Origin of the sequence: Maritimibacter fusiformis (assembly GCF_008086115.1) — a bacterium.
In the GTDB taxonomy this organism is placed as follows: Bacteria; Pseudomonadota; Alphaproteobacteria; order Rhodobacterales; family Rhodobacteraceae; genus Muriiphilus; species Muriiphilus fusiformis.
Window position 1 is genome coordinate 94,917 of the sequence record NZ_VSIY01000009.1, and the last position, 13,021, is coordinate 107,937.

Annotated in this window: 7 protein-coding genes and 2 tRNA genes; 4 read left to right on the top strand and 5 right to left on the bottom strand. The window is 60.1% G+C overall.

The annotated features are described in order from the left end of the window. Positions 1 to 65: 65 nt before the first annotated feature. Entirely contained in the window at positions 66 to 611 is a 546-nt protein-coding gene (locus FVF75_RS11070) for a MarR family winged helix-turn-helix transcriptional regulator (RefSeq protein ID WP_148378046.1), read from the bottom strand. A gap of 116 nt (positions 612 to 727) precedes the next feature. On the opposite strand from FVF75_RS11070, the gene FVF75_RS11075 reads away from it, so the two are divergent. Together FVF75_RS11075 and FVF75_RS11080 are read left to right on the top strand one after the other, a co-directional pair. Beyond that, the gene (locus tag FVF75_RS11075) at positions 728 to 2,266 is read left to right on the top strand and encodes an MDR family MFS transporter (RefSeq protein WP_148378047.1); all 1,539 of its coding nucleotides are present in this window, start codon (positions 728 to 730) and stop codon (positions 2,264 to 2,266) included. Between the two features lie 138 nt (positions 2,267 to 2,404). Continuing rightward, on the top strand, positions 2,405 to 5,848 hold the full coding sequence (locus tag FVF75_RS11080; RefSeq protein WP_148378048.1) for a pyruvate carboxylase: 3,444 nt from the start codon (positions 2,405 to 2,407) through the stop codon (positions 5,846 to 5,848). A 64-nt stretch (positions 5,849 to 5,912) separates the two neighbouring features. Here the strand turns inward: FVF75_RS11080 and FVF75_RS11085 are convergent, their stop codons facing one another. Continuing rightward, the gene (locus FVF75_RS11085) at positions 5,913 to 7,046 is read right to left on the bottom strand and encodes an NAD(P)/FAD-dependent oxidoreductase (protein WP_148378049.1); all 1,134 of its coding nucleotides are present in this window, start codon (positions 7,044 to 7,046) and stop codon (positions 5,913 to 5,915) included. A gap of 202 nt (positions 7,047 to 7,248) precedes the next feature. Here FVF75_RS11085 and FVF75_RS11090 point away from each other — a divergent pair. Beyond that, a tRNA-Gly gene (locus FVF75_RS11090) sits at positions 7,249 to 7,323 on the top strand. Between the two features lie 439 nt (positions 7,324 to 7,762). Beyond that, a complete protein-coding gene (locus tag FVF75_RS11095) occupies positions 7,763 to 8,410 on the top strand; it encodes a hypothetical protein (RefSeq protein ID WP_148378050.1) in 648 nt (215 codons plus the stop codon). A gap of 1,838 nt (positions 8,411 to 10,248) precedes the next feature. On the opposite strand, the gene FVF75_RS11100 is transcribed toward FVF75_RS11095, so the two are convergent. From FVF75_RS11100 to FVF75_RS11110, 3 genes are all read right to left on the bottom strand, one after another. Further along, positions 10,249 to 11,409, bottom strand: coding sequence for a hypothetical protein (locus FVF75_RS11100; RefSeq protein WP_148378051.1), 1,161 nt, complete (start codon positions 11,407 to 11,409; stop codon positions 10,249 to 10,251). Between the two features lie 330 nt (positions 11,410 to 11,739). After that, the gene (locus tag FVF75_RS11105; protein ID WP_148378052.1) at positions 11,740 to 12,714 is read right to left on the bottom strand and encodes a tyrosine-type recombinase/integrase; all 975 of its coding nucleotides are present in this window, start codon (positions 12,712 to 12,714) and stop codon (positions 11,740 to 11,742) included. A 225-nt stretch (positions 12,715 to 12,939) separates the two neighbouring features. Continuing rightward, a tRNA-His gene (locus FVF75_RS11110) sits at positions 12,940 to 13,016 on the bottom strand. Between the last annotated feature and the right edge of the window lie 5 nt (positions 13,017 to 13,021).

The following is a 13,021-nucleotide window of genomic DNA, read 5'->3' on the forward strand; positions in this document are numbered from 1 at the left end:
TCGATGAATGTTCCGCACCATTCTGCGCCGGGTTCAGCCACCGCGCCTGCAACGCGTCGCGTGGCTCAGCCCTCGTCGTCGCCCATGATGTCCTGGGCGTAGCGGGTGAACAGGCGGGCGAAACAGGCGATCTCGTCCTCGTTCCAGCGCGAGAAGACGCGCACGAAATGCCGCCATTTGCGGTCGCGCATGTCTTCGAGCACCGCCCGGCCTGCCGCGGTCAGGCAAAGCACCGTCTTGCGGCCGTCGTCCTGTGCCGCCTCGCGCCGGACAAAGCCTTGCGCGATCAGGTCCGAGGCGACGCGCGACGCCCGCGACGGGTCGATCGCCATTTCCTCGGCCAAAAGCCCCACGGTCGGATCGGTCGGCGCGTCGCGCCCGATGCCGGCGGCGATGCGCGCCACCGCGGTCAGGCCGTGAAACTGCCCCGGTTCGACCTGATGGCCGCTTTCGGCCAGAAGCCGCCCGGTCAACTCGCCCTTCAGAACCCGGCGATGCCACTGGAAAAACGTCTGCTCCAGATCGAGCAGCGCCTCCTGCGACAGGGGCGAAAGCCCGCTGTCTTCGAGCAGGTCAACACGGCCAAGCGATCTGCGGTGCGGGTCTGACATGGCGTCGATATCGCAACACTTCCTGCGCCCGTCAACTCATTGTTGGTCACATATATGTGCGGTTGACATATATATTGCCGCGGGCGTAGACCTGCGACAAATTGACAGGACGCCCGATGACCGAACCGCAGACCCCTTCCCCGCAATCGCAGGCCGCTTTCCCCGAATACGAGCCGCGCATCGTGCGCATGATCATCCTGTCGATCGGCCTGCTTTTGATGCTGGCGGCGCTTGATCAGACCATCGTATCGACCGCGCTGCCGACCATCGTGGCCGATCTTGGCGGGCTGGAGCATCTGTCCTGGGTGGTGACGGCCTATATCCTGGCCTCGACCATCGCCGCACCTCTCTATGGCAAGCTGGGCGACCTCTATGGCCGGCGCAACATGGTGTTCACCTCGGTCGGGCTGTTCCTGGTCGGCTCGGCGCTGTGCGGCGCGGCCAACTCGATGACCTGGCTGATCCTGTCGCGCGCCATCCAGGGGCTGGGCGGTGGCGGGCTCTTTGTGCTAGCGCTGTCGGTGATCGGTGACGTGATCCCGCCGAAAGATCGCGGCAAGGTGCAGGGCGTGTTCGCCGCCACCTTCTCGATCGCCGCGGTGATCGGCCCGCTGATCGGCGGGCTGTTCGTCGAGGTCTTTACCTGGCACTGGATCTTCTACATCAACGTGCCGGTCGGGCTGGCTGCGGTTCTGATGTTCGGCACCGCCTTCAAGGCCACCGGCAAGCGCGTCACGCACAAGATCGACTGGGCCGGGGCGGCGGCGCTGACGGTGGCGCTGGCTTCGCTGACGCTGGCCACCAGCCTGGGCGGAGCGACCTATCCCTGGGGTTCGGTGCAGGTGATCGGGCTGGCGGTTCTGGCCGTGGTTGCGGCGCTGGCCTTCCTGGCCATCGAGCGGCGCGCGGACGAGCCGGTGATCCCGCTTGGCCTGTTTCGCATGAACGTGTTCTGGGTCACCTCGGTTCTGAGCACCGTGGTCGGGGCCGCGATGCTGGGCGGCGTGACGTTCCTGCCGATCTTCCTGCAGATCGCCAAGGGCGTGTCCCCGACGCTGTCCGGGCTGATGCTGCTGCCGATGACCGCCGGCATCCTGTTCAGCTCGCTCGCCGCGGGCCGGTTCATGAGCAGCACGGGCCGTTACAAGGCGTTGCCGATCCTCGGGCTGGGGCTGGTGGCGGCGGGCTATCTGCTGCTGAGCGGGATCACCCCCGCGACCTCGACGCTGTCGTTCTCGCTTCGGCTGTCGGTGGTCGGGTTGGGGATGGGTGCGATCTTCCCGGTGTTGACCACTTCGGTCCAGAACGCGGTGGCACGCAGCCAGATCGGCACCGCCACGGCGGCGGGGCTGATGTTCCGGCAGGTCGGCGGATCGGTCGCGGTGGCGGGCTTCGGGGCGCTGTTCGCGGCCCGGCTGGCGGGCGACGCAGCGGCGGGCGGAGCGATCCCCGGCGGCGGCGCGGGTTTCGAGATCGGGCCGAGAACGCTGGCCGCCCTGCCCGAGGCCACGCAGGCGGCCATCGGCGAGGCGGTGGCGCATGCCATCCAGCCGATCTTCCTGATCGCCGCCGGGCTGGCGCTGGTCGGGCTTGCCTTCGCGCTGGTGCTCGAGGAAATCCAGTTGGCCAGCCGGATGGAGCCGCAGCCGGAATAGCCCCGGCCCCACGCGGCCGGGCCCGGGCATCGCGCAATCCTTGCACAAATGTTTCAGGGCGTCTGCGCGCCCTCTTGCGCCGCAATGCAGCATCCCCTACGAATTCGGCACCATCCGACAGGCCGAGGGGAGAAGACCATGCCGGAATTCCAGAAGATTCTTGTCGCCAACCGGGGCGAGATCGCGATCCGGATCCTGCGCGCGGCCAACGAGATGGGCAAGCGCACCGTCGCGGTCTATGCCGAGGAGGACAAGCTGGGCCTGCACCGGTTCAAGGCCGACGAGGCCTATCGGATCGGCGAGGGGCTGGGGCCGGTCGCGGCCTACCTGTCGATCCCCGAGATCATCCGCGTCGCAAAGGAAAGCGGCGCCGATGCGATCCACCCGGGCTATGGCCTGCTCAGCGAAAACCCCGATTTCGTCGATGCCTGCGACGAGGCCGGCATCGCCTTCATCGGCCCCAGCGCCGCCACCATGCGCAAGCTGGGCGACAAGGCCTCGGCGCGGCGCGTCGCGATCGAGGCGGGCGTACCGGTGATCCCCGCCACCGAGGTGCTGGGCGACGACATGGACGCGATCCGCGCCGAGGCCGCCAAGATCGGCTATCCCCTCATGCTCAAGGCGTCGTGGGGCGGGGGCGGACGCGGCATGCGCCCGATCAATTCCGAGGACGAGCTTGAGGAAAAGGTGCGCGAGGGCCGGCGCGAAGCCGAGGCGGCGTTCGGCAACGGCGAGGGCTATCTGGAAAAGATGATCACCCGCGCGCGCCATGTCGAGGTGCAGATCCTGGGCGACACCCAGGGCAATATCTATCATTTGTGGGAGCGTGACTGCTCGGTCCAACGCCGCAACCAGAAGGTCGTCGAGCGCGCGCCCGCGCCCTATCTGTCGGATGCCCAGCGCGAGGAGATCTGCAACCTGGGCCGCAAGATCTGCGAGCACGTGAACTACACCTGCGCGGGCACCGTCGAGTTCCTGATGGATATGGAAACCGGCAAGTTCTACTTCATCGAGGTCAACCCGCGCGTCCAGGTCGAGCACACCGTGACCGAGGAGGTCACCGGCATCGACATCGTGCGCGCCCAGATCCTGATCACCGAGGGCAAGAGTCTGACCGAGGCAACCGGGGTGGCCAGCCAGTATGACGTGAAGCTGCACGGCCACGCGCTGCAATGCCGCATCACCACCGAGGACCCGCAGAACAACTTCATCCCCGACTATGGCCGCCTGACCGCCTATCGCACCGCGACCGGCATGGGCATCCGGCTGGACGGCGGCACCGCCTATCCCGGCTCGGTGATCACGCGGTTCTACGATTCGCTGCTGGTCAAGGTGACGGCACATGGCCAGACGCCGCAGCAGGCCATCGCGCGGATGGACCGGGCCTTGCGCGAGTTTCGCATCCGGGGCGTGTCGACCAACATCGCCTTCGTCACGAACCTGCTGCGCCACCCGACGTTTCTGAACAACGAATACTCCACCCGCTTCATCGACGAGACCCCGGAGCTGTTCGACTTCCCCGAACAACGCGACCGGGCCACCAAGATCCTGACCTATATCGCCGATATCTCGGTCAACGGTCACCCCGAGACGCTGGGCCGCGTCACGCCCAAATCCGACCTGAAACCGCCGCGCTGCCCCGAGTTGCGCAGCGAGACGCCGCCGCCGGGCACCCGGCAACTGCTGGACGAAAAAGGCCCAAAGGCGGTGGCGGACTGGATGAAGGCCCAGAGGCAAGTGCTTGTCACCGATACGACAATGCGCGACGGGCACCAGTCGCTTCTGGCCACCCGGATGCGCTCCATCGACATGATCCGCATCGCGCGGGCCTACGGTGCGAACCTGCCGCAGCTTTTCTCGGTCGAATGCTGGGGCGGTGCGACCTTCGACGTTGCCTATCGGTTCCTGCAGGAATGCCCGTGGCAGCGGCTGCGCGACATCCGCGCCCAGATGCCCAACATCATGACCCAGATGCTGCTGCGCGCCTCGAACGGGGTCGGATACACCAACTACCCCGACAACGTCGTGCAAAGCTTCGTCGCGCAGGCGGCGAAATCCGGCGTCGACGTGTTTCGTGTGTTCGACAGCCTCAACTGGGTCGAGAACATGCGCGTGGCGATGGACGCGGTGATCGAGGCCGAAAAGGTCTGCGAAGGCACGATCTGCTACACCGGCGACGTGCTCGACCCGGACAGGGCGAAATACGACATCAAGTATTACGTCGGCATGGCCCGCGAGCTTGAGGCGGCCGGCGCGCATGTGCTGGGGCTGAAGGACATGGCCGGGCTGATGAAGCCCCCCGCCGCGCGCGCGCTGATCGCGGCGTTGAAGGACGCGGTCGGGCTGCCGATCCATTTCCACACCCACGACACGTCGGGCATCGCGGCGGCCTCGGTGCTGGCGGCGGTGGAGGCCGGTGTCGACGCGGTCGACGCCGCGATGGACGCGTTTTCCGGCGCCACCTCGCAGCCCTGCCTTGGCTCGATCGTGGCCGCGCTGGCCCATACCGACCGCGACACCGGGCTGGATATCGCCGCGATCCGCGAGATCTCGAACTACTGGGAGGCGGTGCGCGGGCAATACGCGGCCTTCGAGGCGGGGCTGCAGGCACCGGCCTCCGAGGTCTACCTGCACGAAATGCCGGGCGGGCAGTTCACCAACCTCAAGGCGCAGGCGCGCTCGCTCGGTCTCGAAGAACGCTGGCACGAGGTGGCGCAGGCCTATGCCGACGTGAACCTGATGTTCGGCGATATCGTCAAGGTCACGCCGTCCTCGAAGGTTGTGGGCGACATGGCGCTGATGATGGTCAGCCAGAACCTGACCCGCGCCCAGGTCGAGGACCCCAAGGTCGACGTGTCGTTCCCGGATTCGGTGATCGACATGCTGTCGGGCAACCTCGGACAACCGCCGGGCGGGTTTCCCGATGGCATCGTCAAGAAGGTGCTGAAGGGCAAGAAACCGTCGACCGAACGGCCGGGCAAGAAGCTGGCCCCGGTCGACCTGAACGCGGTGCGCGCCGAGGCCGAGGCCAAGCTGGAGGTGAAGCTCGACGACGAGGATCTGAACGGCTACCTGATGTATCCCAAGGTGTTCTCGGATTATGCCGAGCGCCACAAGACCTACGGCCCGGTGCGCAGCCTGCCGACCCGGACGTTCTTTTACGGCATGGAACCGGGCGAGGAGATCACCGCCGAGATCGACCCCGGCAAGACCCTGGAAATCCGCCTGCAGGCGATCAGCGAGACCAACGACGAGGGCGAGGCCAAGGTGTTTTTCGACCTCAACGGCCAGCCGCGCACCATCCGCGTGCCCGACCGCAAGGTGCAGGCGACCCGCGCGGCGCATCCCAAGGCCGAGGCGGGCAATCCGGCGCATGTCGGCGCACCGATGCCCGGCGTGGTGGCGACCGTGGCGGCCAAGGCGGGGGCGGCGGTGAAGAAGGGCGAGCTCTTGCTGACCATCGAGGCGATGAAGATGGAAACCGGCATCAACGCCGAGCGCGACGCGGTGGTGAAGGCCGTGCATGTGACCCCGGGCGCGCAGATCGACGCCAAGGACCTGCTGGTCGAATTCGAGGCGTGAGGCGCGAACGGGGCACGCGCGTCGCGCGGGCGTAGTGCCGCCTTGATGAAGCGGCGTGCCCCGATCAGCGCCGGTAGGCGCGCAGGTAGTGGCGTTCGAACATCCGCTTGGCCCAGTGCATCACCCGCATCTTCGGCAGGAACAGCGTGATGCGGCGGTTGCGGAACACGAGGATGCCCTTGTCGATGGTGTCGACGATGCAAACCAGCTCGGCCTTGAAGTCGTGGCTGGGCGCGCGTCCGACGATCTCGTCGGCGATGTTGGCCACCGCCGCCTCGGCTTGCAGGTCGGCCTGGTGGGCCTGTTTCGCCAGCCAATCGGGGCCGGGATAGGAGCCGGTGTCGCCGACCACGTAGGTCTGGCCCCAGCCCTCGACCCGGCATTTGGCATCGGCCTTGACGAAGCCGCCTTCCGAGCGCGGCAGGTCGGTGGCATCTAGCCAGTCGGGGCCGGTCATGCCGGGCATGAACAGGACCAGATCGGCGGGGATTTCCTCAGCCTCGGTGACGATGCGGTCGGCCTCGATCCGTTTCGGCTTGGCCCCGATATGCACGTCGATGCCGCGCCGCTTCATCTCGGCCAGAAGCCCGTCGACCGCCTTGTCGCCCAGCCGGTTGCCGGGCCGGGCGGCGCCGTTGAAGAACACCAGTCGGAAGGCATCGCGCCGGCCCTGACGCCGGAGCAGCGTGTCGATGCCGAACAGGAATTCGAACATCGGCCCGCCGCGCACCGCCTTGGGTTCCTTCTCGTTGGTGCCGAAGCCCACCGCGATGGTGCCACCGGTCATGGCCGCGATCCGGTCGTGCACCGCCTGCCCCATCGCCGTCCCCTCGCAGGGGATGATCGCGTGTTCGGCAAGGCCGGGCAGTTTCTTGATGTAGCGCCCGCCAGTGGCGATGATCAGGTAGTCGTTCTCCAGCGTGCCGCTGTCGGTCTCGACCTTGCGCCCGCCATCGGTCACGCCGACCACCCGCCCCTGGTGCCAGGTGACGCCTTCGCGGGCGAAAAAGCCGCCGAGGTCGATGTCGATGTCAGAGCCACGCCGCAGCCCCGAGGGCATCCAGATCAGCGAGGGCAGATAGGTCAGGTGGTCGGTCGGAGACACCACGGTGATCTTGGCGTCGATGCCAAGCTTGCGTATCCGGCGCACCGCTGTGAGCGCGCCGAAGCCCGCACCCAGGATCATGATGTGCGGCATTGGAACCCTCCCCTGGCTCACGGCGCCGATGAAGCGTCGAATGTCATTGCCTGCTCCGGATGTAGGCGCTCATCGGCGGATTGCACTGCGGCAGGTTGACCACGGGCATTTGCGGCGACGGGGCACGAAATTTTCGCCCGGCCCGCCAATTTTCCCCTTGCAGCCCGCGGCGGTATCTCCTATCTCCGCCTCACCCAAGGACGCGGGCGTAGCTCAGGGGTAGAGCATAACCTTGCCAAGGTTAGGGTCGTGAGTTCGAATCTCATCGCCCGCTCCATTTGGGTACTTCAAAAACAATGACTTGCAGAGCTGTGGGTAACACAAAACCCTCAGATTCTCAACGCTCGTTCACACCTCTGCCCTGTGAATTGTGAACGTTGCGCTTGCAGCGATCATGCCCTGCGGCACCCGATTCGGCTTGGAAAGGTGCACGAAGCAAGCTTCGGCGAAGAATGCTCTACCCCTGAGCTACGCCCGCGTCCTCACTCAGCCCTCGGCGGCAAGCCACCGGCGCTGGTCTATTGGCAGAGAAATGATATCAACCAACCCGATCAGCAGGTGCAAAGAGTAGCTTAATTTACGCCAGATCCTGTCCAAGAGACGGGGAGTAGCTCACACTGAACCCTTTGCGCCATAGGCAAAGATAACCGTGGACTTCCGGGAAACGTTGTCGATAAAGTTGACTATGCTGGTCCCAAGTACGAAGAGGGAATGAGATGTGGGGTAAACGAAAGATGCCCGCCGAGGATTTTTGGGTTGGGACACTCGGGGAAATTCTTTCCTCAAACGAAGGTGCGGAAAACTTCGAGACGGATATTTTTTTCATTTTGTTTCCAGCTACAGCGGTCAAGGCAGAGGCTGGCAAACGGCACTACCTAGCCAAACAGAACATTACCGACGAACAGTTCCTGCAATTCAAACGGGTCGCCGCTCTTCAAGCTGTTTGCTCATTGGCATACACTCAAAGCCCAAATGATTTCGCCAGATTCCATTCAATATGCGACGTTAGTAGCATGTCGAGCCAGTTCGTCGACGATCTTCAAGAACACGGATTGGACTGTGTATCTTTGGTAGAGACATGCACCCATGCTACATTGGCTCAAAGTACACGCAGAATTCCAGATTGGGCACTACAGGGGAGTGATGTTTTTGGTCCGATCCATGCGATTGAGGGATCTAGACGCCCCCTTTTCGAACAAGCCAACGTTTCAACCAACTTCCTAATGGACTATTTCGCGCAGGATGAGGAATTGTTGTCTTGCTTTGAGACGTCACCATCAGATGCCAGGGATCAATTCTGTATGTTTTTGGCCAAAGTCGAGCGACTCCAAGCCTTTATGAAACGAAAATATCGGATAGTCTGAAATTCTTGCAGCCTCCCTTCGCCAGTTGGACCATCTTTCCCGTTAGGAAGACCTTGAGCCATTTCAGTGAACGGTAGTCCGATGATAACCGTCATCACTTCACCTCCCGAGTTTTTCGCTGCTTTCCGTTCGTCACATCCATTCCAGACATGTTCACGTGTCCAAGTGTGAACGGCTGGAATGGAAATCGCGATAGTATAACCGTTTCAACACCTTACATCACACGACCCCCACCTTGTGGAGGTAGATGTCAGGCACTCTCGCCAGGACTCCCACCGATGGGGTATCTGAGTCATGCGGCGGTTCGGACGAACGATGTGTTCTGCACAGGAACATTGCGGCAAAGCGAGGGGTACCCCGGGGGGATAGGGGGGCCTTCATGTTCTAGAATGACACCTTCAAATTTTCTCGGCAAAATTTTCAAGATGTCCTGCGCCCGGTTGGCAGCAATCGAAGAGCTTGTTGCTTAGCTGGCCTCAATGCCACCGAGATGCTATGGAGTGGGTATGAAGCCTTTGGCAGTTTCACTTTTGGTAACAGCCTTGCTAGCACTCCCTGCTGAGGGAGAGCCTATGGTCGACCGAATTCTTGCAGAGTATCGAGCACAGTGCATTGCCACAGCCGAAGCGCGATTGGATTTCATGCAAGACAAAGCGCCTGACGGTCCAATTGACCTCACTGTAGATCCGGTATCTGTGTATGAACTTGACCTCGGTTCACATGGAACAAAAGCCACCGTAGTGTTCGCCAACTTCAGTTGTACCGGTATAGGCACACCCTGGTGTGGTTCGGGAGGATGTAACACCCACATCATCGTGGAGGGCAAAGTCTTCGATCACTTTGGGTACCGGCCTCTTATCGCAGAGACAGCCGACCTTGGTGCCTTCCTGCTGCTTCCAGCGCAAGGGTCTGCATGCGAGAACACCGGCGGATCGTCCCCCTACACCGCTGCACCTTGTCTCAGGACTGCAGTCTGGGATGACAAAATCAAGGAGTTTTGGACTTCTGGTGACTACCTTCGAAGTTCCGATAGTTTCACAGGGACAGAATAGGCGATAATATCAATGCGGAAAACGTAGTCGAGGGAGCGTGGCGGCATGTCGAACGGTAATCGAGTCATCTTGGCTGGTGCCATTGCAATATGTGCAGCGCTTTTCATGATCCGACGCTTCGGGCATTGGCCCTTGGATATCGTTGATTTCCTGTTTTTTCTGCCGCAGCTAGTACTTGTCGCGGGCATATTCTACGTACTCCTCCTTTTCATATTCAGGGCAGACGACAACCCTGAAAATATTGGCTCATCCTGGCCAGACGACCACCGCTCAAATAAGCCTTGGGATGAGTCCAACGAGTTATGACTCGAGTGGCGGGGACTCGCTTTCCTGAAGGCCCCAAATACCGCCAGCACTGTAAAGGAGCTTTTGTCCTTGGTCTCAGACCACCCACACGGGCGAACAGGAAAGCGATCAGAGACACAGCAGCAATGCAATGGGAGTCCAGAGGAGGCGCCTAGGGGCGCTCTTCCGTTTGACTGCCCAAATTCTTTTCTTTTTTAATATCAAAGACTTTCACAATCACTACGTATCTCACAGATATCGGGACAACGAGCTTTGGGTTCCCCGTATCAATTTGGCGACCTCCGATGCACTTAAGGCTGGAAACTGCCTCACCCACTTACAGGGTTTAACTGGACTCACACTATCTCACTGTTGCGGAGTTGTACGATAGGGGGAGTGAGCACCATAAACAGCCAATGGCTACTACGCTCCCCCTACCGTGTGTCAATTGCATGTTGGGTTGGTATTACCCTATTAACAATTTACCTTAGAATCTCTAGATTATTTGAGGCTTTCCGGCCTAGGAAGCACAGTCTCATTTGAAGGCAGTGCCGCATGGCCAACACGAAGATCAGACACCCTACCCTTCCCGTAGTTCCAGTCCTCCAAGAAACCATGAGAAAGTGCAACTTCCACATTTCGACTTACAAAGGACTTGTCTCGTCCGATATGTTGAGCCACGTCTTTTTGAGAAATGCCCGAGCAGACCAGTGCCGATTCTGTTCGAGCCAGTTCTTCAACGGCCCGGACTACGTCCACAACGCCTTGAGGAACGGTCGCTTCTATTCCTTCGGACAGCGGCCTAGCCACTAGATCGAACACATGTGCATAGTCCTCAATTGTCGCTATGTAAGCGCCGTTATCTGCTCGTTCTCGGTTTGACCGGTGCAGGCGTGCGCTCGTCTCAATTAGTTTGAGAACCTGTTCAAAGTCGCGTCTGATACGAAGGTGTGTCACAGGAACCGCATCAGCTAGGTCTTCAGCAAAGGGGATTATCACATCAACCTTTCGAGACAGCGCCTGGGCCGAAAAGTTCTTCCATGCCTCGAGTACGTCTTCAGACAACTTAGGTTTCCTTGCGCTAGCTTGTGTTCTGAGAATTGCCCTAGCTTGTTCAGGATCATCAGAGAAATTGAAACAGAACATTCGACTTGCGTCTTCTGGATGCAGTGACGCTGCTGTTGTGGTCATCATGACCCCCGTGGGGCCTTCTCGCCGCAAATGCTTCCCACCAAGTTCCCCGTCCACAGAGTCAACGGTGACATAGTTCAACTCGCCTTCGGTGAGCAGTTGGCGCAAGAGTGTTCTCCCTTCGCCTTTTGCCATTCCTGCAGCTTCTTGGATCACAAGAAACCGGTGCTTTAGGTCCAGTGGGCTATAGACCAAAGCCTTTTCCGACATCGCGTGGATAGTCTCATACCAGTCGTCTGGTACAAATTTTTGCGCCGCCTTGAGAGCGAACGACTTGCCCGCCCCCGATGGCCCCAATACAGCCACGGAAACTGGCCGTTCAAAGTCCTTCGTGTGGAATGCAAGCCAAAGCAGCCTCGGTAGGGACGTATCCCCAACGAACCCTGACAAGCGCAAAGCCTGATCGAGTTCAGCAAAGATGTTCTTTCGCCTATGGAGCGGAAGGCTCCCGTTTTTGTTTTCAAAATTCATTATCATTTCCTTGAAAAGAACACACCAATGCCCCTGCCAGAATTAGCGGGGTGAATCGGTTCAATATGTGTCTGGAAAAAACGAGCAGCCAAATTCTTGGCGCACGTATTATAATCATATGGTGCAAAAACAAAAATTTTCAAGAGTATGATGGGAAAATTTCTTGCAAACACCTGATATTAAAAGATTCATTTTCTGTTGGCGCTCTCCGCAAGGCAGTGCCACGGCACAAAACAGATGGTACAGGAGGAATCCCCCAAAACAGATGGCGAACCAAGCGCCTTACCATTTCAGTCCAATCCATCCTCGTCCACCAAGTACCTCCCTGCACTACCTCTCCGATCTTTGATCAATCAGCCCAACAACATCCCGTACATTCAAGTGAGTATAGCGTTGCACACTTCGGATGTCCCGATGCCCACTGACGACCATGATTTGCGCTTGGTTGAGACCCATCCTGGCCACTTCCGTGATCCGCGAATGCCTCAACTGATGAAATTTTACATCCTCCCCAAGACCCGCCTTGATACGCGCCCGCCTGAGGGCTTGTGTGACGCTGTAAGGGGCGGCGTTGAACACCGGCAGGTCTTGCCCCTCCGCATGCGCCACACCCTCCAGTAGCTCCACAGCGCGCTTCGTGAGCGGCACGTCCCTCGACCCTTCTTTGCCCTCAATAACGCGTAGGAAGCGGTCGTCCAAGAACACATCATTGGGAGTGAACTTCAGAATCTCACTTCGCCTCATCGCCGTCTCAAAAGCGAACTCGACAATCTTTGCCATTTGGGGAGACATCGCCCCGAGGAGCAGGTGCAATTCACGTCTGGAAATCACTCGTTCCCTGGCTTTCCCGGGCGGTGGGACCGTCAGGTATTCACTGGGGTTGGAGAGTAGCTTCCCGGTCTCGGCATGATGTTCTCGTATGTACCAACGATAGACGCGCCGGATCATCAGAAGCTCATCTCGACAGGTCGCCTTTGAGACTTCGGCAAGCCTATATTTCTTGTACGCGTTGATGTCCTGAAGAGTAATCTTGTCCATCGGCTTATCCATGGCCGGGTACCGAGAGATCCGATCCACACGATTGGCTGCGAGCAACTGCGATGGTTTTCCATCCAGAACCTCAATGCAGTACTTGTGGCCAGCATCTATGAAGAGCAGGTGCCCTACCCCAAGTTCCGCGTCTTTCTCCTTGGCCCATTTTTCGGCGCGACGACGGTGCACGAAGGTCTTTGAGGCATAGAGTTTGCCCTTGCTGCGAACCTGTACATTCCACTTTCCGGAGGGAAGTTTTCGAATTGTTGCCATTGTGACGTGCCTTTCCAAATGCAATCCAGTCACAAGTCATTGGCTTTATTCATTTATTGAGATTGCCAAGGTTAGGGTCGTGAGTTCGAATCTCATCGCCCGCTCCATTTGGGACTTTCCGAACAGACAGGACTGGATACCGCCCCCCCGGGGCGCGTGAATCCTGCGCCGCCAAGGGTTTCGGCATTCAGCTGTTTTCCACCGGGATTTTCGGCTGTTGGGGAGTGGTACCGACACCCCGGCTCGAACGGGGGACCTCTTGATCCACAATCAAGCGCTCTAACCTACTGAGCTATGTCGGCACGCG

Excerpts from the sequence above, each read along its gene's own strand:
- FVF75_RS11070 (WP_148378046.1), bottom strand. The coding sequence starts at position 611 with ATGTCAGACCCGCACCGCAGATCGCTTGGCCGTGTTGACCTGCTCGAA.
- FVF75_RS11075 (WP_148378047.1), top strand. The coding sequence starts at position 728 with ATGACCGAACCGCAGACCCCTTCCCCGCAATCGCAGGCCGCTTTCCCC.
- FVF75_RS11080 (WP_148378048.1), top strand. The coding sequence starts at position 2,405 with ATGCCGGAATTCCAGAAGATTCTTGTCGCCAACCGGGGCGAGATCGCG.
- FVF75_RS11085 (WP_148378049.1), bottom strand. The coding sequence starts at position 7,046 with ATGCCGCACATCATGATCCTGGGTGCGGGCTTCGGCGCGCTCACAGCG.
- FVF75_RS11095 (WP_148378050.1), top strand. The coding sequence starts at position 7,763 with ATGTGGGGTAAACGAAAGATGCCCGCCGAGGATTTTTGGGTTGGGACA.
- FVF75_RS11100 (WP_148378051.1), bottom strand. The coding sequence starts at position 11,409 with ATGAATTTTGAAAACAAAAACGGGAGCCTTCCGCTCCATAGGCGAAAG.
- FVF75_RS11105 (WP_148378052.1), bottom strand. The coding sequence starts at position 12,714 with ATGGCAACAATTCGAAAACTTCCCTCCGGAAAGTGGAATGTACAGGTT.